Source organism: Cupriavidus yeoncheonensis, assembly GCF_905397275.1.
Classification (GTDB): Bacteria; Pseudomonadota; Gammaproteobacteria; order Burkholderiales; family Burkholderiaceae; genus Cupriavidus; species Cupriavidus yeoncheonensis.
The window spans coordinates 228,537-251,075 of record NZ_CAJPUY010000001.1 but is presented as its reverse complement, the minus strand read 5'-3'; the positions used below and the strand labels follow the sequence as shown (position 1 = coordinate 251,075).

Genomic DNA, 22,539 nt, shown 5'->3' with positions numbered 1-22,539 from the left:
GCCTGCTCCTTAGCGCCAGGGGCCGCTTACGTCGATAAACGCATAGCCGTACTGCGAGCCGCTATCCCCCGGCGGGGCATGGCGCAGTGCCAGGAATCTCTTACCCGGGTAATCGTCGGTGCCGGGCACCGGATCTCGGTGCGAGAAATACGGACCAACGTTTTGCGGCGTCATATACCAGCCGGGCAACACGCCGCGCAGCGCCTGAGCCCCGGTCACCACGGTAGGACTCAGCAGCAGCCCGTTGTCGCCCCCGTTCGGATACGTCAGCGCGGTGTTGATGTTGAGCCCCGAGTAACTCTGGTTGGCGGCCGCCAGCGCGCAGTATTTCGTCGTGGTGATGGCTCCGACGGCCCCCGTCGTGGCGCGCGGCAGAAAAACCCCGCTCGCCGAGGTGGGCGACACCGTGTTGCAATACCCCAGGTCGGACAGGACGGCGGCCGCGTTGGCGACGTTGGAGGCAACGCCTCCCGCAATCGTCGACATAAACTTGTCGGTCGTGTTCTTGGCAATCAGATCGCCGAAGTACTGGGAAATGCCATTCACCCCACCCACTGCCGTCTGCGGCGCCAGCCACAGATAGAATCCGCGATCATCTCCCGCCAGGAACCACTTCCGCGTCGTGGCATCGGCCACGTTCGACCGACCCCAATACAGACCCCCACCCACCAGGGCCGCCGTGGGGTACGGGTTCACGCCGTTGTCCACGTCGTACATGCCCTCGTAGGCGACCACGCGCGCGTTCAGCGTGCTGGTGTCGTCGACGCGCAGGTAACCGCCCGAGTAGGCGGCGGCCGGCGACGTGTACACCGCCTTGTTCGTTCCGGAAAACGACTTCGCCCATCCCAGTGGTGCCATCCTGGCGGTGATCGTGCCGGTCGCGGTCTGGTCGGAGATGCCGGTCGCGTCAAAGGTGATCGTGCTGCTGGTCAGAGACAGCACCTTCTTCTCCCCGTTCAGCCCGGACGGCGTGGCGCCGGCAATCAGCACCACCGTTTGGATCTCATACGGGAAAGCTGTACCGAAGGTAGCCGTGGCCACGCCGCCGGCGACTACCAGGGACGACAGCGTCTGCGAGCCCCATCCATCCTTGAGGCAGGCGTCGAGCATCGGGATCGTGCCGCCAGCATTGCCGAACACGGTCGGGGCGTTGACCATGTCGGAGTGCATGAATTTAACGACGTTGGACATAGCGCCACTCAGTTGTAGTTACGGATCGGACCGGTCAGGTCGAAGAAATAGCCGCTCCCGATATAGGTCGCCACCTGCGGGGCGCCCGATGACATGAACCCCAACTTCCGGCCGAGTAGGTTGCGCATACCGTCGATCTGACCCAGGTGCTGGATCACCGCAGTGGTGGCGTTGCCGAGGGGTAGAGCCTGGATAATGTGGTGCATGCCAGGCAGCCACCCCCGAAACCCCTTACCGTCGGTACAAAGTACGTTGTTGAGGAAGAACCCACCGGTCGTCGCATCCGGCCAAGCGATACCCAGGCCGGCGATATTCCCGGAGACCGAACCGGATACCACCCCCGGCGCGAGGTGGTACAGGGCCTGCGGAGTGCCAATCCCGTTCGGGGGCCGAGGGCAATACGCCGTCATGGGGGAGGCAATCGAGTACGCCAGGTCGCCCCCGCCAACCGATGCGCTCTGCGTCGAATCGTAGTTGTACCCCGTCAACATGGCGCCGTAGGCGTCAATCGACTGAGGGGCGTCCAGGTCCCCAAATCCCACCGTGAGGCCATTCATCGAGACGGACTGCTGCTGGCTCGGGTTGACCCAGAAATAGAAGAACCGGTCGTCGCCGTAGATCGCCCAGTTGCGGACGCCCCCGTTGGTACCAGTGTTGTTGTCCGACTTGGGCCAGTTGAGTGTGTTCTGCGTCGGGCGTGGCACCGCGTAGAAGCCGGTGTCCACGTCGGTCATCAGCTCGTAGGCGGTAACCTGCGCGACGCGGTTGGCGAAGCCCAGCGCGGTCGGGTTGTCGTCGACGCGCAGGTACAGACCCACCGTGTTGCTAGTCGCTGCCGTGCGGTACACCGCCTTGTTCGTGCCGGAAAACACCTTGTTCCAGCCGAGCGGGGCCATCTTGAACGTGATCGTGCCGGTGGCCGGCGACGGCGTGCCGGCGGGCACCGTGTAGGTCACCGTGTTCTGCCCGATCGCCGCGATCTTGAACTCGCCATTGTGCTGACTTTCGTTGGCGCCGGCGATCAGGATCACCTGTCCTGCCAGCAGGCCGTGGCCGGTGCCGACATTGGCCTGCGCGGTCGTCCCGGACACCGTGACGGCGCCAATCGGGCGGCTGCCGTAGCCGTCCTTCAGACACGCGTCGAGCACCCCGATCAACGATCCGGCCGTGGCCGGGAGCGTCGGGGCGCCGTAGTCCTGCGAGGTGAGCAGCTTCGGATAAACAGCGGGCATGTTGTCCTCTTATGCGTCGATGTCGCCGCGGATCTGCAGACGGAACGAATCGCTCTGCCCGGTCGCGGTCGATTGCAGTACCGTGCGCGCGAGCCACAGCGGATAGTTGGCACCAGCCGTGTTGAATCGCAGCACATTGCCGATGGCCCACCCACCGCCCCACCCGTTCGACTTCAGCGTGAAGTACGGCTGGCCGGTCGCCGGATTGGTTGGGAAGGTATCGGCGTTGATCGTCCCGGTGCCAATGTTGCCGACCGCCTCGCCGATGATATTGAAGCTCGACGAGCTGGTGAACACCAGTGCCCAACGCTCTTGTATCGCGGACTGATCCGTCACCACGAGCGGGTAGCTGGCGAAGTTGTAGTTGCTCGATGGGCTGCCACCTGACACCGTGTCGGAAAACACGCTCGCCCAAGTCGTCTGCGCGAACGACAGCGACATGCGCGCCTGCAGGTCGCCCATGATGAGCGCAGAGCTGACCTTCGCCTCCCCTGCGGGATACGTGTGCGTCAGTTGCTTCGTCAGTGCAATGCGGCCGGTGATCTGCACGTCAGACGCCATCGCCATGTCCTCGACTCGGTTCTCGACGTAGATCGTTCCCGTCATGCCGGACGTGCTCACCGTTGGGCCGAACGTCAGCGTGCCGGCGTCCAGGTTCGTGGTGTACATCGACGGGTCCATTACCACGGGCGGGTTCGACGAGTCGACAACGCGCATCGCAGCGACGCGCACGCGGCCCACGTCGACCACGGTGCCGTTCGCCGGCGTAACTACCTGCTTCGCGGTGTGGTGGACGACGACGACGTAGCCCTTCTGGAAAATGGGGACTCGGCCGTCGGTCGGTAGGCGCACCGGGTCCAGGCCGAGGATCGAGGCATCGAGCGGCAGGTAGCTATACGCGACTGCGTTGAACACAATGGTCGAAGCGAACGCCGGATACGGCTTGAAGATTTTGCCGTCAGCCGTCACCGCGGCGGCGTTGTACCACACCTGTGACTCGTTGCCCGCGGCGGTCACCAGCTTGCCGAAGCGCAGGTTGACCACGCCCGTCTGATAGTTGACCAGGCCGAGCACGTTCGTGCCGCTGATCGAGCCGTCAGCATTGGCCGTGACCGACACCGAGCCGCCCGTCACCGGGGAGAACTGGATCTGCAGCGAGCCGGGCACCACCGGTGCGGCCGGGATGCGGAACGACGCGAAGTCCACCGGCACGTTGCCCTGCGTGGTCAGCATCGACTTCAGCGATAGCGAATTTGCGCCGCCGGAAGTCCACTGCGTGATCGTCGCCAGCCCGGTGCTGTAGTTGATCGAGCCGGACAGCGTACCGGCGTTCGTCAGCGGATTGAAGCCGCTGTACAGGTTGCCCACCAGGTCGTCGTAATAGGTCGCGCCTGCCCAGGTGAACATCGTCGAGCCCGGTACCATCGTCTCGGCGTATTGATACATGAGGTTGATGCCCCACTGGCTCATTGTCGCCGTCTGCTGCGTGGCCGAGCCCGAGGTGGTCATGTACTCCACGTCGACCGAACCCGTCGTGTCGTTCGGATAGGTCGCTGCGGCGTCGTAATACTGGATGCCTTGCAGCGTGTTCTGGTACACCGGATCGCTACGGTCAATGCCGATACCGTTGGCGTTCTTCATGTAGCCGATTAGGTTCGACTGGAACAGCGGCTGCGCAATTTTCACGATCACGTCCGGCTTAAACGTGACGGTGCCGGCGACGTAGTTCACCGCGCCATTGGTGACGGTCGTGCTCGTGCCGTCGCCGTTGTAACGCTTCAGCACTCCGCTGCCGTTGTCCTGCGCGGTGATGTACGGATCGGTGCGGAAATACTGCATCTGCGCCGGGATATTCGAGATCAGCGAATAGTCATTGATCAGGACGTTCCAGGTGACCTTCACCGTACCGGCGACGACGTTCGTGTCCGGCAGCGACACACTCAGATTGCCCGAGCCATCGCGCAGCGGTGCGTTGAAGTGCGCGGTCTTCTTCGTACCAAGGTTGTAATTTGCCGTGAAGACCGTGCCCGTCGCGGTGATGGTGTTCGGGGCCATGCGCAGCAGGTATTGCCCGTTTGCCCATCGCGCGTAGCCCGTGCCATCGCCGGAGAACGTTTGCGTGGCCGGGTCCAGTGCGGCGGTGTTCGTGCCACTCGGCAGCTTCGGCCAGGTGATCGTCAGGCCCGACTGCACGAGCTGCTGGCCTGCCGGCGGAGTGATAGTGAACTCGACGTACGGTGCCGGCGGCGCGGTGTTCGAACGGTTGAAGACGTTGGCCGGGCTCGCCCAGGTGAACAGGATCGAGCTGGCGTCGTCCGGCAGGCTGCCGAGCGTGATCGTCACCGTGCCGGTGGCGTACACGATGGTGCCGGCGCCGATGCTCGGGTCTGCCGCCTTGATCGAGCCCGTGCTGCTGCCCCCCTGGTCCTGCATCGTGTACCAGTTGCCCTGCGACATATAGCTGACCTGGAGCCGACGCGGGGACGGGCTCGGGATCAGCGTCATCACGAACACGTTGACGCGGTTCGTCTGATTGATGTCGATGGAGGCGGTGTTCTGCGGCAGGATGGGGACACCGGCGGGCATCCATGACATCGTGAGCGTGCCGGTGCTCGGGGTCTGCGTAAACTGGACAGTGTTGGTGGCGTAGCTGATTGTGCCCACCACCGTGCCGGACGACGTGACGATCACGTTGCCCTGCTTGTCGTCCGAGTACGGGCCGAGGGTCCAGGTGCCCGGCATAACGGATGTCGGCACGTAGACGTAGCTCGGGCCGGAGAGCACCAGGGTCAGGGTCTGATTCGCCTGACCCGACTGCACTGCCGGGTTCGTCGTGCCAGCGGCCGACAGGTTCGTCAGCGGGGTCTGCGACTGTGCGCTCGGCACGAGCTGCGAATAGATGCTCTTGGCCTGCACTGCGATGTCGCCCGGCGCCACATTGGCGATCAGGTCGGCCACGCCGTAGTAGTTGGCGGCGTTCGCCACCTGCGTGTCGCGGCAGATAGCCCCCGCGGACGACCCGAGATCGAGCGGCGACGGGTCCGGGCCGGTGAACGTGTACTGCAGTTGCGCCGAGATCGTCAGCGTCACCATGACGCCTGTGAACGTCACCGACTGTCCGCCCACCAGGACCGTGAACTGGCGCGTCTGCGTTGCAACGTTCTGCACGCGGACGAACTGCGAGAACTCGGAACCGAGCCCTTCGTTCTGGATGAGCACGAGCGACTGGCCGACCTTCGGCAGCGAGTCGCCAACGCGGAGCAGCAACTGCACTGACCGCTGGCCGGCGAGCTGGACGCCGAGCACCTGGCCGGGCCACTTCACCGACTTCGCCAGGTACGACTGAATGTTGTTCGCCGCGGCGACGCGCTGGTCCGTCCAGGACTTCGTGGTGAACATCGTGATCGACACGTTGGGGTCGTCAGGCTGCTTCAGCACGATGGCGTGAGCGCCGAGGTACGAGTCCGTGGTCGTCGTGTTGACGGACGCGAAGCTCTTGCGCAGGCCGATGCGACCGTAGGTGCGATCCAGCTCCGAAACGTCGGGGAACAGGTTGTTGGAAACACCGTCGACCACCTCGTTTGCGGTGATCTTGCCGCCCCCGTTGTCGGTGTCGAGCAGCACTTCGCCTTTCATGAGCTTGATGCTGTTCGAGGTGATGGAACTGGTCATTCGTCAAATCTCCATGAGCCGCACAGTGGCGAGGTAGAAGTCCCCGTCGACCACATCGCTGTAATGCACGACCGGGTGCGCCTCGATGCCGGCGCCGTCGTGGTGTCGGAAAATCACCGTACGGTCTTGCCCGCGAAGTGTAAGTACCATCTGCTGTCCGGCGACTGCGGCCCAATTTCGCAGTTGGTCGATAACCGCCCGGGTCATCCAGCCGCTCTCGTCGTCTGACGGTTCGAGGGTGATCGGACGCCCGCCCTGGCGCGTCGCTGCACTGACGATGAGCGCCCCGGTGATGGTTCGCTGCGCCGTCTGCTCAACCGGCGCCCAGTTGTTCTCGTCCGACCAGTACAGATCGGGGCTCAGTGCGACGACTGTCGTGCCGACCGCGAGGGTGATGCTCATGTGTTGGACCTCCCCGAGAAGGATTCGAGTTGCCGCATCACGCCGGTCAGGTTCTCGGCATCAGCATCGGACGCGACGTTGACCGGGGTCGACTTCCCGTTCAGGTTGATGTTGACCGTCTTGACGCCAGCCACTTTCGGCTGCGTGTTGCCGGCCGGGCCAGTCTTCGCCTGCAGCTTCTGGACGGATTCGAGGACGTTCTGAGCCTGACGGTATGCCGTCTCGATGCTGCGGATGCCGTCAAAGCTGTACGCGGCCTTGCCGCTGTACTGCTGCATGACGTTGCGGTTGAAGTTGGCAGCGTCGAACGCAGCCTGCGCAGTCTTCAGGTCGTCGGCGCCGAGCGTGCCGCGGCGCTGCTTATCGACCAACGACATCAGACCGTCGTTCTGCGAAGCGTCGAGTGCGCGCTTCCCTCCCCCGCCGGCGGCGCCTCCCGTGCCCCCCGCCTGGCTGGCGCGCACGCTCTCCTGCGACGCGTCGTTGCGCATGCGGATGGCGTCAATCTCGTTCTGCAACTGGCGGACCTGCTGCTCGCCTGCCTGCGCTTCCTGCAGCTTGGCCTGCGCATTGCGGATACGCAGCTCGATCTCTTGCTGCTTGGCCGGGTTCAGTTGACCGGACGCCTCCAGGGCAGCGCGATCGGCTTCGGCCGCAGCGATGGCAGCCTTCGTCTCTTGCTCGACCGCGGCGATATGGCTCCGTACCGCCTCGATCTGGATCTGCTTCTGACGGATCTGCGCGCTCTGCACCTCCAGGGTGCGCCCGTACATCTGCGCCTCCTGCTCCTGCGTCTTGTAGTAGGCGAGGCTGGCGCGCGTGGCTACGTCCGTCTCGAAGGCGTTCTCACGGATGACGGCGATCTTGCGCTCGGCCGCGGCGGCGGTGTCCCGCAGCGCGTCCCGGTACAGCCCCTCGGCGAATGCCGCCTCCTGCTGAGCGCGAGCTACCTGTGCCTGCTGCTCTGCCGTTGCGGCGTGCTGCGCGTTCAGGCGGGTCAATTCCGCAGATGCCGCCTCGGCGTTCGCCCTCAACTCGGCCAGCCGATCGGCGTTGTCCTTGTACGTCTCCGCGGCGGCGCGTCGCGCGACCGTCTCGACCTGCGCTTGGTCGGCTGCAACCTTGGACCGCTCAGCCTCGGCGGTCTTCTTGTCGATCAGGTCGGTCAGCGTTTTGAGCTGTTCCTTCTGGTCGTCCCGCAGCTTCTCCGACCCGCCGGCGGCGAGGATCAGTGATTCGGCTTGCGCCTTCAGGTAGATCACCTCCTGCTCGCGCGCCAGGGCGAGCGTGCGCAGCGCCTGTTCGTCGCCTTGCGCGGCGCGCACGGCGGCTTGGCGCATCTCGATCTCGTTGCCGGCGACGTGCGCCAAGGTGACGGTCGCCTCACCTTCGTGCTTCTTCGCCTGCGCCAGCTTCTCCGCAATCAGCGTGTTCTGCTCTGCCTGCTTGTTCACGTCGATGTACGCCGCCTGGATGGCATACCAGCCGGCGGCAGCACCGCCAGCCTGATTCCCGGCGGCGGAAGCGGCAGCACCCGCGGCAGCTTGCGCCTGTGCGTTTCCGTTAGCTGCGGCAGCAGCACCATCGTGCGCCTTTGCGTTGGCCGCAACGCTCGTCGTGGCGCCTGCAGCCTGTTCACCGGCCCGGCGCGCGGCAGATCCGACACTGTTCTGCGCCTCGGTGGCCTTGCTGCCGCCCTGCGCGAAGTCGTCGAGCGATCGGCCGAGCTTCGCCTGTCGCTCGATCATCTGATCGAACAGGACACCTGACTCGGCCACGGCGCCCTTCAGGTCGCCATGCACCACGCCCGCGGTCAAAGTCGCAGCTTGCTTGACTGCCGTGAATAGCCCATCGAGAGTCACCGACACGCCCATCAGCACGGTGCCGGCAACCACCCCCGCTGCGCGCAGGGCTGTTGTCAATGCGGTCAGCGCGCCGGCATCGCCGATGGTCGTCGACGCCTCCGACATGACGTTCTTCAGCCGCGCCCACGTAGCCTGGAAACCGTCGACCTGCTCAGTACCCTTTGCGATGGTCTTGGTGAGCTGGTCCGCCAGGGCGGGCAGCAAGTCAGCGGCCATGATCTGGCCCGCTTCGGTCATCTTCGTGAGTTGCTTGACCGACAAGCCCATGCCGTCGGCTACCACCTTCAGCGCGCCAGGCAAGCTATCGCCGAGCTGCTGCCGCAGTTCCTCCATCGACACGATGCCCTTGCCCGCCATCTGCGATAGGGCTTCCAAGGCCTGCGAGGCGCGCTCACTACCTTGCCCCATCAGGCCGGTTGCACGGGTGACCGCAGCGAACACCGACTCAGTGGTCTGCGCCGAGATGCCCGCCTGCGACATCGAGACAGCGAACCGCTTGTAGGACTCGCTGATCTCGCCCACGGCGATGCCGGAGCGGTTGGCCGTCTCGCGCAGAAACTCGATCTGTCGGGCCGCCTCCGCCGTGCTGCCGGTGGTGATCGCGAGCGAGCGGCGCATCGATTCCAACTGGATGTTCGCGTCCAGGAACTTCTTCGCCAGTTCGATGCCGCCGTAGGCTGCGGCCAATTGCCCGAACGCGCCGGATACCAATTGGCTCGCCGTCGAGGTCTTCCCCACGGCCTCGGCCGTGTCGTTCAGCGAGGACTTCAGTGCCTCGATGCGGCGCTGTCCCGATGCGAATGCACGATCGAATTCCGCCCCGCTCACTGAGGCGTCGTTTGCCAGCGTGTGCAGGGCAGCGTTGATCCGGTCGATCTCGACACGCACCGACTGAGCCGAACGCACGCCTGTCTGCGCGAAAGCGTCGTCCAAGGCCTTGCGCGCCTGCGCGGAGCCCTGAACAAACTGTTGGTACCGCTGCTCGGCGGCAATCTTGGCGTCGGCGGCCTGCTTCGCCAGGGCTTGCGACTCGGCGTACTGGCGCCGCTCGGCATCCAGTTGCTCGCGCGCAGCAGCTTCCAGCTTGTAGCGGTTATTGAGCTGCAGGGTGGTGAGGTGATCCTCTTCCGCCAGGGCGACACGCTTGCGCTCTGCGGCGTCTGCTTCAGCCTGGCGCAACGCGACAACGGCGGCCTGTTGCTGCTCAACCGCAGCTACCGTCTCTGCAAACGCGCGCCCGAGCGCACCCTGTGCCTGCGCCATGTCTTCGGTGGCGACGCCGGTGGCCTGCAGCGCATCGCGCGACTCATTCAACGCGGCGGTGCGGCGCGTGAGTTCCTTGGAGGCTGCGGCGACTTCTGCGTTGGCGAGCTTTGCCTGCGAAGCCAATTCGCTTTCGGCTTCCCCCGCGTCCTTCGTTGCCTGTTTCGCTGCTTGGAGCGCATCCCGCTTCTCGTTCAGCGCCGCGCGTGCATCGAGCACGGCCAGTTGCGCGTCCTTCACCGCCAGCTTGTACTCGGTTTCGATCTTGGCAGCGTCGTCGGTCGTAACCTTGAGCCGGGCCAGCGCGTCGCGCTTGGCAGCGAGATCCTGCTGAGCCGCACGCACTTCTACCGTGGCCTGCTGCTCGGCTTCCTTGAAATTGGCGGTCGTTCCAGCCAGGTCCGACAGTTCCTTGCCGAGCGCACCTGCGGCGTCTTTCGCCCTCTGCTGATCCGTCGCCAGTTCGCCAACGGCGCTCTTCAGTTCCGTGAACGACTCGATCGCGGCCTGCTGGCCGGCGAGCTTGTCGAGCTCCTCCGCGAGACGCTGGAATTCTGGTGCAGCATCCCCGCCCTGCTTTGCCAGGTCGTGAACGTCGCTTGCCAGCTTACGGATTGCTTCGCCACCGACTGTTGTGGCAGTAACCTGGAGGGAAACGTCGCGGTTATTGTCTGCCATGTCAGCCCTACGCGAGATGTGGAGTGGTGACAGGGGAGCGTCAGCGCCCTCCCCTGATCACCCCGGCAGAGAAGGTGCCGGGGCGAGCGCGCCGCGCATTACGAAGCGGTGTCGCGCAGTTCGACCGTGAACGGCTCGGTCTTGCCCACCGGGGTCTTCAGACGGCCCGGCATGGTGACCTTGGCGAAGTCGTTCTGCAGGAAGTCGAACGCGCTGTTGGACGCGATCACGGCTTCGTACACGTCGACGATCACCGGCAGGTTGTCGGCGAAGTTGATGCCGTCCAAGCGCAAGCGCGCACGCACCATCGGGTTCGTCACGCCGCGGATCAGCGAACCAGTCACCGCGTTGAAGGAGCCGGACACCTTGAGCGCCTGGCCGTCGGTGATGGCACCGCCCACCTTGGCGCGAATCCAGCCCATGCGCCAGTTCACTTCATAGTCGGTGTCGAGCACATAGGTCACGTCGCCGGCCGTGTTCTTCACGGCGAAGCCGGTCGCCGCGAAGTTGCTTGCCGTCAGTTCTGCCCAGCCGTTCAGCTTGGCGGTGATCGGCTGGTCGACGATCGTGCCGGCGGCGCGGTTCACGTCAACGTCGGTACCGAGCAGCGCAGTCGCCAGCGATTCGCGGTTGACTTCGGCCAGTTCTAGCGTGAATTCCGTCGGCTTCGGCAATGCGACGGTTTCGATGATCTGACCGTAGGTGTTCCGGCCGCGGGACGTGTTGTCCTTCAGGTCGGTCGACGGCTTGATCTCGAATTTGCTGGCCTCGTACGGACCCTTGAACGGGTCGAAGTTGGCGTTTGCGGGGTTGTAGCGGGCGATGTAGAGGTCGCCAGCACCGATAAATCCGCGAGCAGCGGTCATGGGTTTTCTCCAGAATTAAGCCAGCACTGGCACGTCAGAACTATGTCGATCCGCAGCGTGCTGCGCCTGCGGATGAATTTCGTCAGGGGCTCGTCAGATCCTCGACGTAGAGCACGTCGAGGTGGATGCCTGCGAATACGGTTGGTGCCCCGTCCTCGCGGGCACCGATCACACGACCCTTGTAAGTCATGCCCTTTGCCTTGCCGTTCAGGCGCATGCCGTGCTTCGGCTCGCCTTCGAAGATCGCGCGCTTCAGATCCGCAATGACCAGGTGCGCGGCGTCATTCGGGTGATCCGGGTCGCATTCGGTATGCGCCTCGAACACGTACCGCTGGCTGATGCTCACGGCCGTCAGCGCGTCGTCCTGCGGCGTGTCGTTACCCTCGACCAGCACCAGGCACGGCAGATCGTCCTCGCTGAACGCGCGCTTGCCGCGGAACAACCGCAGGCCGATGTCGGTGTTGTAGCCGTTCGCCTTGGTGATCTTGGCGGCGCGGGTGCTCAGTTCGAGCGCGATGTCGCTTGCTTTACTCATTTCCGAGAGCCTTTTTCAGTTCGTCCGCAGTGAGCGTCACAACCGTCTTGCCCAGGCGGTCAGCCACGTCGTTCAGGAACGCTTCGTCCAGGGCAGCGCGGAACAGTTGGTAGACCGACGGGCCATACAGCGCCTTGAGGTCGCCCCGCTTCTTCCCGCTGGTGCCTGACTGGCGCGTCATCACGAGCAGGTTGCCGTTGCGCCCGCGCACGAAGAACGCCTGCACACTTGTGATCGGCTTGCGCCCACCCCGCGTGACCTCGACCGAGAGCCCGTCCTGCTTCATCCCGACCGGGATGCCGAGCGCCGGGTTGCCGGTCCGCAGCTTCCACGGCAGCAGCGCACCAGGCTTGCGCGGGTTCTTGCCCATCTTTCCCGGCGTGAACGAGTCGTTCGGGTACTTCACCGGCCGCGTCATCTGCTGCGCGCCGTACTGCGTCAGCGTCGTCAGGCGACCGCGCGCCAGAATCCGCGCTGTCGGCTTCGCCGGGTCGGTGGCCAGCTCGAGTGCCATGCGCTCATCGAGATAGCTATCCGGCAGGTTGATGCCGGTGTTCATCTTCGCTTTGGCGTCGGCGAACGCCTTCTGCGCGACCTGGTTCACCGCAGTGACCGCAGCGCGTCCCAGCGCAGCGTCGTCCAACTTGTCGAGCGAGTTGGCGACTTCTTCCAGCTTGACGGTATCGACCGTGACGGAGAAGGCAGATAGGGAGCCAGCCATTTACGCCCTCCGCAGTACGTAGCGAGCGGTGTAGCCGTTGTCCTCGAAAGCAGGGGAGTCGATGAGGTAGGCCTGGTCGGGGATTGGCACGCCGGCAGCGTCGACCAGGGCCAGTGATTCGTTGCGTTGAGGGCGCAGGGAACGCTGGCAGGTCGCCACGGCACGGGCGAACGACATCTGCCCGTCCGTACCGACCACCTCGACATTGAACTCAATATTGACGCGGCACGGGACGGTGTTACGCAGAACCGCATCCTCACCCAATCGAGCGAGGATGCGGTCCGAGAGGCGCTGGAATGCGCTCAGCGCCATGGCTTACGAGATCGACAGTTCGATGATCGCGTCCGGACGGGTGCAGAGGTGGATGGGGTTCGACTGAGCCTCGATGTCCACACCCTTACTGAAGTCCTTGATCTCCTGCTTGGCGTAGTACGGCAGCCCGAGCGTATTGACCGTCTCCATATAATCGGCCGGCACGAAGGTAGTGCTGAACAGCTCAGGAACACCTTCCGGGACCATAAGCGCCTTGCCATCGGGGATGAAGTCAACGTCACCGACCTTGCCGCGGTACTCCTCCCATAGCACCTGCGAGAAGGGGAAGCCGGCGCGCAAGTCGTCTGCCAGCTTGGCACGGTCTTGGAAGTTGTCCCACGCGCGCTGAACGGCCGGGTGCTCGACGAAGGCGTCGAAAAAGCTGGCCGAGCACAGAACGCGAATATTGCGGTACATCAGGGCTCCAAGCTTCTGTTCGATGAGACGCTTGTAGCCAACGACCTTCGAGCGAACCTTGGTGTTCGTGTTGTCCAGTCCCACTGCCTGCGTAGTCTTGGTAAGACCGAAGGTGTTGAACAGGTCGATCAACACCGAGCCATCCGAATCGAGCACTTGGCCTCTGACCGCGCCCACGCGCTGATACTCGAGCGTGGTGTCGATGTTGCGGCGTAGCTTCACCAAGCGCTTGTTGACGATGGTCTGCACCAGCTCTTCATCCGTCTCGCTGCCAAACGCGCGCACGTTCTGCACCTCGTCGGCATTGATGGTTGCGCGCTGCGGCAAATGAATCGACGGCACCGGCACAGTCTTGCGCTTGTCAGCCCCGGTCGGCGAGGCCGGGGAGCCGCGGGAACCTGCAGGCACCAGGCTAATGGTCGTGCCCTGACGCTCGACCATCATGCTAGTGGTGCTGACGCCATCCTCCGCGAACCAACCCAATTCGCCGATGCGATTGGGCTGGTAAGGCGCATCGTTGATGGCCTTGGTCAGCGACACAAGGCCGAATGCATCATTGTTGAAAATATCGAGTGCCGGCATTTACGGATCTCCTAAGTATGTTGAATTCGAGTCTGCTTAGTCGCGGACGACGATGCCGGCCGCCACCATGTCAGCGCGAGCCGGGGTATCCAGTCCGGTGAGCGCGTAGGCTGCGACCTCGGCTTGACGGGCGATGATCGTGATCTTCTGGTCGGCGGTCAGGTCGGGCGCCGGTGCGTACAGAATCGCAACGGCCGTCTGCGAACCGTCGGTCGCACTGTTGTCATAGGCAACGTACTTGCTCGTTGCGGTGACTTTGCCGAGCAGTTGGCCGGCAGGCAGGGCCGGGCTACCAGCGGCCAGGGTTACCTGCTCGCGGCTGTACATGCCCTCGGCTTCCGACAGCAGGAATTCCGCCGTGTGGAAGCCCTCGGTATAAATCGTCATGGCTCAGACTCCTTATTTGGCTTTGTTGCGCGCCGCCCAGATACTGGAGGTCGAAACCGCAGTGGGCTGCGCAGCACCGGCGGTCGAATTGGAACTCTTGGACGTAGTGTCGATGTGCGACGATTCGCTCTTTGCCGCCAGCCGGGCGCACAGCGCGTCGCGCACCTTCTCGATCGAGGCATTCGCCTTGATGAACGCCGCGGCGTCGTCAGGACATTTGGCGAGGACGCACAGCGCGCGGATCTCGCCTGCGGCAGCGATGAGCGGCTTCACCGCCTCGATCGAAGCGACCGTCAGCGCCCAATGCGCAGCGAAGTCAGCCAGGCCGGCTTCGGTCGCCAGCGCGAGCACCTGGTCCGCAAGGGGGGTGGCAGCGGAAGCAGTAGCCGCAGCGGCGGCAGCCTCAGCAGCGGCTTTAGCGGCGGCGGCTTCAGCAGCGGCCTTAGCAGCGGCAGCAGATGCGTCGTCGGCGTTCGCTGCGGTCTTGAACAGCGCCTGGACGTTAGTAGGAAGGCGGTCATAATCGAACACAGCCTGCACGTTCAGTGCCGGCGCCACCTCGTCGGCAAAGCCCTGCGCTACGGCATCAGCTGCGCTCATCAACGTTTCTGCGGCCAGCAGCGCCTTCACCTCTTCTTCAGTGCGTCCGGTGCGAGCGACGTAGGTACTCACGAGCGAAGCGCCGATCTTGTCGAGCACGTCGGCCATGTCGCGCATGTCTTCGGAATTGCCGTACACGCCGTTGATGGGGTTGTGAACCATCATGAAGGCGTTCTCGGGCATGATGATCTTGTCACCAGCCATCGCCAGCAGGCTCGCGGCGCTCGCGGCTACGCCAAGCACCTTCACAGTGATTTCCGCACCGGAGGCGCGCAGCGCGTTGTACATCGCCAGGGCGTCGAACACCGACCCGCCCGGCGAGTTGATGTCCATGGCGATCTTCTTCACGTCACCGAGCGCCTTCAGGTCGGCGATGAACATCTTGGCGGAAACACCCCACGCGCCGATCTCGTCGAACACCGAGATTTGGGCGGCCTGGCCGTTGGTTCTTGCGACGATCTTGTACCAGTCTTTCATGGCGGTCCTTTTTTGATGATGCGGATTGTCTGCGTCCGCAAGCGGCGGCGCCTGCGGATAGATTTCGGGTCAGGCTTCGGATTCTTCGGTAGCCTTCACCTTGCGCCGCAGCTTGTCGCGCACGAAGACGTAGAACTGGAGTGACGTGTAGATGAACGTGAGCCACAGCAGCGCTGTAGGCAGCGCCTCGGTGATCCACTGCAGCACGCCGATGACAGCGGCCGGCGCGGCTTTACCCAATTCGGTGATCAGCTCGTTCAGGGTCATTTCGTCGGCTTATTGGAGTCGGGGTTCGAACGAGTGCCATCGGCGGGACCGGCGGCACCAGATGTAGGCGCGGACTGCAGGCCTAGTTCTTCCTCGCGCTTCTTTGAGGCGGCGCGCTCTTCGTCAACCTGTTCAGGGTCGTCCCCCTTCCCGGCGATCACGCTGTCGCGCGAGCGGAAGCCAGCGTTGACTTCCAACTGCTTGCCCTGCACGTCTTGTACGGGATGGATGTATTCCCAGCCGTGTGGCGCCCATTCGACCGCTTTCGCGTCATCGGCGAGCGACATGGGTAGCGCGCCGACGAGCACGGCTTGATCGACCCACGCCTCGCGCACCTTCTGGCAGAACATCGGGATGACGACGTGCCACTGGCGCTGCTCGACGAAGCGGCGGAACTCTTGAATGATCACGCGCAGAGTGCGGTCGGACACGTTGACGATGTCGCCCGACAAGATCTCGTAGGGCAGCCCCTGCCCTGCCGCGGTCGCCAGGTGTTGCGTACGCATGTATTCGGCGTAGGTCGCGCTGGCCCCGGGCGGATTCGAGAACACGACCTTCTCGCCCGGCAAGAGCTCCTGCGAAATGCCGGGTTGCATGGCCGCAACAGGAGTGCCGTCCGATCCGTAATCGATGGCCTGCCCGGTCATCGGATCGATGCCGTCGGGGCTCGTCGGATACTGCTTCTCGATGAACATCGCGAATAGGTTCGCGATCCTCTGCCTCTCCCGTACTGCGTCGTCGACGTCTTCAGCGTTGCGCAGGCGGACCAGTACGGAGGAGAATTCCGACACGCCGCGAAGTTGGCCTGCGCGCTTTGGCTCGAAGATGTGCAGGATCTCGTCGGCCGGCACACGGATCAACTGCGACTTGTCGATATTGCCCGAGGCAAAGTCGGTCGGATGCGCCTTGAAAATCCAGTAGGCGACGCGGGCGCCGAAGCGGTCGAGCTCGATGCCCTGGCGAATCTTGTTACCCACCGGCAGGCCCGGCCACGTGTCGGCGTCGAGTTGCGGCACGTAGTCCGCTTCGATGACCTGCACTTGAATCGGCACCTCCATCGAGCCCTTGCGGCGCCAGCGCAGACGCGCAAACACCTCGCCCGACTCAATCCACGAGCGCGTGACCAGTGCCTCCTGCGCATAGAAATTCAGCACGCAGTCGGCGTCGGACTGTTTCGTCCAGCGATCCCACAGATCCGTGGCCTTCTGCTTCTGCGCCTTGTTCGTGATGCGCTTGGCGCGCGGCACGATGCCGGTACCAACCAAGTTCGTGACCCAGCGCTGACCGCCGGCAGAAGCGGCCCAGTCGTTGCGAGCAGCGTCGCGCGCACGGTCGCGGACCTTCGGCGCCTGCGAGGTGGCGCGGTTCGGACCCGACGATGGCGGACGCCAACCGCGCATGCGGCGCCCTGTTCCGCCGGCATCGTATTGGGCGACGACCGACGTGACAGCGCTGGAGATTGCGCGTGCAAAGGTGTTGCGGATACGATCGAACATCACTGGTACCCCCGCCCGCCGTAGTACAGCAGCGTCCGCCGGCGCGGCGCAGTGATGGACTGCTCGGTGATCTGCCGACGCATGTCATCACGCGCCTGGATCAGCTCGGCGATCGAGGCGTAAGTGATGCTCTGACTGCCTAGCGTCACCCGGCGCTCGCCCGAAGCGATGGCCGAGTTCAGCGCGTCAATGTCGGATTGAGTGACCGGCATGGAGTGCCCTTAGATGGATGCACGCCGATTCTCGGCGGCACGCCATCCAAGCGCCTGCGGTCAGATTTCGTATCACCCCATGTACGGCGAGCGTGAGACGCGGCGACGCCGGGGCTGCTGGGTCGGCGCTGGAGCGGCGGCCGACGCGATAGGGGTGTTCTCCTGCATCTCCCGACGAACTTCCCGGGTGATAAGATCGCTGTTTTCGGCCAATGGCCGTGCCCACGGCGGGGCCTTGTCCCAATCCAGTAGCTTGTCGAGCGACAGGCGAAGGCAGCCGGCGCGGATGTAGCCGGCCAAGTCGAACGCCTCATTCCGCTTGCGTATCTGTTTCCAAACCCCATTCGGCAGACGCACTTCAGACCGGAACATCTCATCGAAGAATGCCGGCGACAGCCAGCTCGGCAAGTGGATGTATCCCGGCCCCGGCTTCTGCCGCTTCAAACCAGTGGAAACCGCGTCTTTCAGCAGGTTCGGGTTCAGCATGTAGAGCGGAATATCGCCCTCTTTCCCCTTCTTGCCACCGACCAGCGACTCACGGATGATTGGCGCTTTCTTGGTAGACGCACCCTTTACGAGCATGACGCGCGAGGCGTATCCCTGAATTCGGAGGCGGCGGTACCAGTCGTAGGCCTTGTCCGTAACGCCGTCCTCGCCGCCGGAGTCAACGATGGCGAGCTTGACCTGTAGTTCCTTGCCCTCGATGCTCGTGCGGTACGTCGCGCGCACGACCTTCTCTGTGAGAATGTCCCAGTCTTCGGCATAGGACGCGGGGTCGATTGGCGCAAATTCCTCGCCCATGCCCTTGCGCTGCGATTCCGTGATTGAGTAGCGGTCGATCAGCCACTGCTCCATGTGGGGGCCAATAGCGTGCGACTGCACAACGAATCGGGCATTTCCGCCGCCCTGCACATCGACCGACGTCATCACGCAACGCGCCTCGTCGGGGATGATGTACCGCTGCAGGTCATCTTCCTTGCGCTTGGACGGATCCGCGTTGTTGCGAGCTGCTTCGGCCAGCAGTCGAGACATGTAAGGCATGCCCTGATCGACGTTGACCGTGTTCTTGATCTGTTCCTCGTCGCCGCTGAGCTCATACTGGCGCAGCGCGGTGAAGTAGCGCAGTAGAAGCGACTTCCACGACTGGTATGCCGCAGCTACACCGCCCATCCAATAGCCGACGACCGGGGTGATCGGCCCCTCCCCTATCAGTTCGTCATCAGCAGTGAGGTGCTGCCCCTCGGACAGCCACCTTCCGCCCTTATTGAAAGCTGGCTTCTTCTCGGGCCCGTGCAACGCACCGCAGTGCGGGCAGATGATCCGGTTGTACTGGTCCGCCAGAGCGTTTATGTCGCCCTCGCGCACCATCTGCCCGAGTTGATCGTCCGGCGGCAGACCGAACAAGCTCAGGCCTGGCGCGGCCTCGAACCATTCGCGGCAGTCGGGGCACTTCCAGTACCACCGGCGGCGGTCAGTGCCGTTGTATATGCCGAGGAGGCCCTTCGTCGGGGGCGCCTCGTGCGGCGTAGCTGGTTCCCAATTGGGGTCGGTAAGATCCCTGCCCGGAGAGGACTCGGCCATCGCCATGCCGCGGGACATGAATGTCGTCGTTCGCTTGACAACGAATGGGAACAGCGCACCCTCGCCCCCGATGTCGTCGGCAATGCGGTCGTAATCAGTCACCGCGCCGTAGCGGTACGTCGAGCCCGACACGTTGGACACGGTCGGCCAGGCAATGCGCAGCCACATGCCGTGCTTGAACTGCTTGTCGTGCACGGTATCGTCTTGGCTCGCCGTAGACTTCATGGCTGCGAGATTCGGCGAGTGACGCAGCGCGCGGTCGATGTCCGTCTTGGAGAACTCGCGCGCCTTGTCCTGCGACATCTGGATGACAATCATGTCGCCTGGGTCGTTCACCACGATGTGCGCCACCCACGCGAGAAGCAGTGCGGCTGTCTTGCCCGCGCGTGCGGGGCCGACGAACACCACCGCCTCGTGCCGCCGACTGGCGAGCATGTTCATCGGCTCGACCATGTACGGCGTTTCGGCCGCTGACCAAGGGGTAGCCGGGCTGCCGGTCTGTTTGATGATGAGGTTATCGGCCGCACCTTGGCTGACCGTCACACGCTTAGGCGGGCGAAATGCACTGTAGGGGCTCAGAACATCAGCCAGCGCAATTTCGTAGTGGGCGGCTTCATCCAGCATGGTCGCCCCTCATCTTTTCAAGGACGCCGGCCAGTTCACCGAGAGCCTCGTCGATCTGCCTACCAATCTCTTCAGCGACTTCGGGATCGAGCGCTAGGCGCCGCTCGAGGTTGTCCGGCAACGAGCGTAGCGCCTGGGCAATAGCGGCGTACGCGGTCGCCGTAGCCTGGACCACCGCCGCGCGAGCGACATACTCGCCGCTCTTGATCTTGAACTCCAACTCATTCAGGTCGGCCTTCGCCGATTCATTGCGCGCACGGGCTTCCTCGAAATCTACGACCGCCTCGGGCTTCTCGTAATCCTTAGGCTTCCGGCCAGCGCCTGGGCGGGAGCCCCCGTGGCCATTACCCTTCGTCGGGCGGGGCTGGATCGTCTCGCTCATCAGCGTCAACCCCCTGCGCCGGCGCCGCCAGCCGCGGATGCGTTGGCCACCGGCCCAGTCAGCCAGGCATGCAACTCGGCCGCGCGCACAAAGACAAGGCCGCGTTCGCCAAGCTTGACCAGGTTGATGGGAATGTCTCCCCGCTTGATCGACGCCTCCAGCAGGTCGACGGAAATGCCGACCACGGCGGCGGCAGCGGCGATCCGGTAGAGCCCAGGCGGCGCGGACGGCGCAACTTGATTAATTTCCATGCCCGCATGGTGCGATTTCCGGTGCTGGAGCGTCCTGCGGCTGAATTTCGGGGGCTGGCGAGAACGTTTCGGGGCCGGAGCGTCCGTTTCACGGCTGGCCCATGGGAATGCCTGCCGTAATCAAGATTGAAAACCCGAAAAACTCCCGAAGGCCGCGGCTCTTTGGCCCCGCACGTAGCCTGACCCCGTCGGGGCCCCTCCTCCCTCGTGGACCTTGCCGCTGGCTCCGTCTTGGCTGGCACACGTCTGAGCCACAGATGGGCTGGCGGCGCGGCCAGCCATCGCCTGTCCAGTGTGAGTACTGGCCCGGCGCTGGCGCCTTGGCAGGCGGGGTGGCGCCTTGGGTCAATTCGAGGATGAGGCACTGCATCGCCGCCCTATCTATATAGAGGCGCCCTGCTGAGCAGGGGCAAGCGATGGCGACGGCCGGAGAGCAGCCCAGGCAAGCGCTGGGCTAATGATGGGTGAACCACCTTACACCCTCACGCCACACGAAGATGCGCACCAGATCCTCGTTGCCTGGCAAATCCGCCGTCCCTTACATAAAATGGTAAGGGATTCACTACCGTCCCGTGGTGTGGATCTGAAGTAATCCTTTGTCAGCCGCCGGATCAACCTCGAATTTGACGTCCACGTTATTGATTTCGTCCTGCTTGGGTCTGGGGAGTATCAATCATGAACGCGACGCATGATCCGAAATCCAACCACCTGCTCGCTGCGATGCCGTCAGCCGACTGGGAGCGGCTTGCGCCGCACCTTACGCCAGTGGAACTGCCCTTGGGCCACGTGGTGTACGAGTCGGGGGATCAGCTCGGTTACGTCTACTTTCCCGCCGATTCGATCATTTCACTGTTGTACGTGATGGAAGACGGCGCGTCCGCCGAGATCGCCATCGTAGGCAATGAGGGGATGGTCGGGATCGCGATTTTCATGGGCGGAGAAACAACGCCGAGTCGCGCCATCGTGCAGAGCGCCGGGTACGGTTACCGCCTGAGCGCTGCCATCCTGAAGCAGGAGTTCGTGCGAGGCGGGGCGATGCAGCATCTGTTGCTCCGCTATACACAGGCGCTCATTACCCAGATGGCGCAGACCGCCGTCTGCAACCGCCATCACTCCATCGACCAGCAACTGTGCCGATGGCTGCTACTGAGCATCGACCGGCTGCCCTCCAACGACCTGACGATGACGCAGGAGCTCATCGCCAACATGCTCGGGGTGCGACGCTCGGGCGTAACGGAAGCCGCCTTAAAGCTTCAGGCCGCGGGCCTGATTCGCTACAGCCACGGGCATATTGCGGTACTCGACCGGGCGGGGCTGGAAGAGCGCGTGTGCGAGTGCTACGCGGTCGTGAAGCGGGAGTTCGAACGTCTGTTGCCGGACCTGGCCTCGCCCTGAGAGCAAGCGGTGGAAATCAGGAACAGAAGTCCCGGCTCTGTGTCAGCAGCGCCCAGACGATCCGCGCGTTACGGGGACGGGGCGTCCATCCCATTAACGCAGCTCGTTGGCATCAGTTCCGCATTCCCGCGGGTCATCAGTGCGCTGTCGTCGAGCAAGTCGGACGAATCGGTGAGCTCCACTCTGGGAACATCAGGAAACAAGATCGAAACGAGCTCTTCGACGATTTGGCGAGAATCGAAGGGGCCGAAGCGATAGACCGATGCGCCATCCACCTCGGCAAAGCACCAACCGCAAGCCGAAGCCGGAAAGAGAATTACGCTGTGGCGTGTGTCTTGGACCTTCATGTAGCACTCCCTATTCCCTGCGCATCACATGGTGTCGGTGCTCACCCACTCACATTCGCAGGACGAATTCCGCAGTCACAGTAGGAGATGGGTTGGGAATTGTCGGTACGCTATCGTGCAAGTTTTACCAATTTTCCTTATCGGAAGAATCCGATCAGCCCCCGGGCCCACGAAGGGCGGGAGTGGTCGAGGCAGCGCTGAAACTACAATTGGCAGGTCTGATTTGTGGTCAATGTGCGAAAGGCCGCTGTTTGGCTAGCCCCGACGTTCGGATGTACTCAGGACAGCGCAATGCAACGTCCGTAGATGGCCAGCGCCCTCCACCAGCACGCTTGTCCAACAAAACTGGGGGCGCCGCGGTCATCTCTCAGGTGGCCTGCAAGGCTGGGGGAAGGCGATCGATGTCCTGCTTGGCTGATAACATTTTCCACGCACTGGTGTGCGATGACATCAAAGGATGGGCGTGCGGCGATATGCGGTGCTGCCAGGACACGCGAGTGGTTCCAGAGCGGGTGTTCGGGAGGTGCAGGCTCCACCTTAAACACATCGAGCGTAGCGCCTGACAAGTGGCCGGCGTCGAGTAGATCGAGCGGGTCCGGCTCGACGACATGTTCTCCACGGCCGACGTTGACCAGGTAGGCGTTGCGGGACAGCAGCGACAGGCGCGCCCGGTCAAGCAGGCCAGGCGTATCCAGAGTCAGCGGCAAAGTGCAGACCAGGATGCCCGACTGCACCCGCAGGCGGGGAAGCTACGTCCCCGGCAAACGACTCGACGCCGGGCATC

The 22,539-nt window shown here is 63.7% G+C and carries 21 protein-coding genes; 1 reads left to right on the top strand and 20 read right to left on the bottom strand.

Going from position 1 to position 22,539, the window contains the following annotated elements; genetic code table 11:
- Positions 1 to 9: 9 nt before the first annotated feature.
- The 18 genes from KHO22_RS01205 to KHO22_RS01120 all read right to left on the bottom strand — a co-directional run bounded on the left by KHO22_RS01205 (position 10) and on the right by KHO22_RS01120 (position 20,013).
- Positions 10 to 1,191, bottom strand: coding sequence for a hypothetical protein (locus tag KHO22_RS01205; RefSeq protein WP_211945260.1), 1,182 nt, complete (start codon positions 1,189 to 1,191; stop codon positions 10 to 12).
- Between the two features lie 8 nt (positions 1,192 to 1,199).
- Positions 1,200 to 2,423 carry a hypothetical protein gene (locus KHO22_RS01200; protein WP_211945259.1) on the bottom strand — a complete coding sequence of 408 codons (1,224 nt, stop codon included), beginning with the start codon at positions 2,421 to 2,423 and terminating at the stop codon, positions 1,200 to 1,202.
- A gap of 9 nt (positions 2,424 to 2,432) precedes the next feature.
- Positions 2,433 to 6,095, bottom strand: a complete 3,663-nt coding sequence (locus KHO22_RS01195) for a hypothetical protein (RefSeq protein WP_211945258.1) — start codon at positions 6,093 to 6,095, stop codon at positions 2,433 to 2,435.
- A gap of 3 nt (positions 6,096 to 6,098) precedes the next feature.
- Entirely contained in the window at positions 6,099 to 6,497 is a 399-nt protein-coding gene (locus KHO22_RS01190; RefSeq protein ID WP_211945257.1) for a hypothetical protein, read from the bottom strand.
- Complete coding sequence (locus KHO22_RS01185) at positions 6,494 to 10,303, bottom strand: tape measure protein (RefSeq protein WP_211945256.1); 3,810 nt, start codon at positions 10,301 to 10,303, stop codon at positions 6,494 to 6,496. The genes KHO22_RS01190 and KHO22_RS01185 overlap by 4 nt, the downstream gene beginning before the upstream one ends.
- A 98-nt stretch (positions 10,304 to 10,401) precedes the next feature.
- Entirely contained in the window at positions 10,402 to 11,169 is a 768-nt protein-coding gene (locus KHO22_RS01180; protein ID WP_211945255.1) for a phage tail tube protein, read from the bottom strand.
- An 82-nt stretch (positions 11,170 to 11,251) separates the two neighbouring features.
- The gene (locus tag KHO22_RS01175; protein WP_211945254.1) at positions 11,252 to 11,704 is read right to left on the bottom strand and encodes a hypothetical protein; all 453 of its coding nucleotides are present in this window, start codon (positions 11,702 to 11,704) and stop codon (positions 11,252 to 11,254) included.
- Entirely contained in the window at positions 11,697 to 12,425 is a 729-nt protein-coding gene (locus tag KHO22_RS01170; RefSeq protein ID WP_211945253.1) for a phage tail protein, read from the bottom strand. Before KHO22_RS01170 ends, KHO22_RS01175 begins: the two co-directional genes overlap by 8 nt.
- Positions 12,426 to 12,737, bottom strand: a complete 312-nt coding sequence (locus KHO22_RS01165; protein ID WP_211945252.1) for a hypothetical protein — start codon at positions 12,735 to 12,737, stop codon at positions 12,426 to 12,428.
- Between the two features lie 3 nt (positions 12,738 to 12,740).
- Complete coding sequence (locus KHO22_RS01160; RefSeq protein WP_211945251.1) at positions 12,741 to 13,736, bottom strand: major capsid protein; 996 nt, start codon at positions 13,734 to 13,736, stop codon at positions 12,741 to 12,743.
- Between the two features lie 36 nt (positions 13,737 to 13,772).
- Positions 13,773 to 14,123 (bottom strand): head decoration protein, encoded by a 351-nt coding sequence (locus tag KHO22_RS01155; RefSeq protein WP_211945250.1) that lies wholly within the window; start codon positions 14,121 to 14,123, stop codon positions 13,773 to 13,775.
- Between the two features lie 12 nt (positions 14,124 to 14,135).
- Complete coding sequence (locus KHO22_RS01150; protein ID WP_211945249.1) at positions 14,136 to 15,200, bottom strand: head maturation protease, ClpP-related; 1,065 nt, start codon at positions 15,198 to 15,200, stop codon at positions 14,136 to 14,138.
- Between the two features lie 69 nt (positions 15,201 to 15,269).
- A complete protein-coding gene (locus KHO22_RS01145; protein ID WP_211945248.1) occupies positions 15,270 to 15,467 on the bottom strand; it encodes a hypothetical protein in 198 nt (65 codons plus the stop codon).
- The gene (locus tag KHO22_RS01140; RefSeq protein ID WP_211945247.1) at positions 15,464 to 16,963 is read right to left on the bottom strand and encodes a phage portal protein; all 1,500 of its coding nucleotides are present in this window, start codon (positions 16,961 to 16,963) and stop codon (positions 15,464 to 15,466) included. Before KHO22_RS01140 ends, KHO22_RS01145 begins: the two co-directional genes overlap by 4 nt.
- Positions 16,963 to 17,175 (bottom strand): phage head-tail joining protein, encoded by a 213-nt coding sequence (locus KHO22_RS01135; RefSeq protein WP_211945246.1) that lies wholly within the window; start codon positions 17,173 to 17,175, stop codon positions 16,963 to 16,965. Before KHO22_RS01135 ends, KHO22_RS01140 begins: the two co-directional genes overlap by 1 nt.
- A 72-nt stretch (positions 17,176 to 17,247) precedes the next feature.
- Positions 17,248 to 19,380, bottom strand: a complete 2,133-nt coding sequence (locus tag KHO22_RS01130) for a terminase gpA endonuclease subunit (protein ID WP_211945245.1) — start codon at positions 19,378 to 19,380, stop codon at positions 17,248 to 17,250.
- Entirely contained in the window at positions 19,370 to 19,762 is a 393-nt protein-coding gene (locus tag KHO22_RS01125) for a DUF1441 family protein (RefSeq protein WP_211945244.1), read from the bottom strand. Before KHO22_RS01125 ends, KHO22_RS01130 begins: the two co-directional genes overlap by 11 nt.
- A gap of 5 nt (positions 19,763 to 19,767) precedes the next feature.
- The gene (locus KHO22_RS01120) at positions 19,768 to 20,013 is read right to left on the bottom strand and encodes a hypothetical protein (protein ID WP_211945243.1); all 246 of its coding nucleotides are present in this window, start codon (positions 20,011 to 20,013) and stop codon (positions 19,768 to 19,770) included.
- Positions 20,014 to 20,688: 675 nt separating this feature from the next.
- Between KHO22_RS01120 and KHO22_RS01115 the strand changes: the two genes are divergently transcribed.
- Positions 20,689 to 21,408 (top strand): Crp/Fnr family transcriptional regulator, encoded by a 720-nt coding sequence (locus KHO22_RS01115; protein WP_211945242.1) that lies wholly within the window; start codon positions 20,689 to 20,691, stop codon positions 21,406 to 21,408.
- A 68-nt stretch (positions 21,409 to 21,476) separates the two neighbouring features.
- On the opposite strand, the gene KHO22_RS01110 is transcribed toward KHO22_RS01115, so the two are convergent.
- Positions 21,477 to 21,755: a hypothetical protein gene (locus KHO22_RS01110; RefSeq protein ID WP_211945241.1), complete on the bottom strand. Its 279-nt coding sequence runs from the start codon at positions 21,753 to 21,755 to the stop codon at positions 21,477 to 21,479.
- A gap of 278 nt (positions 21,756 to 22,033) precedes the next feature.
- Positions 22,034 to 22,489, bottom strand: coding sequence for an NAD(P)-dependent oxidoreductase (locus tag KHO22_RS01105; protein ID WP_268914521.1), 456 nt, complete (start codon positions 22,487 to 22,489; stop codon positions 22,034 to 22,036).
- Positions 22,490 to 22,539: the final 50 nt, after the last annotated feature.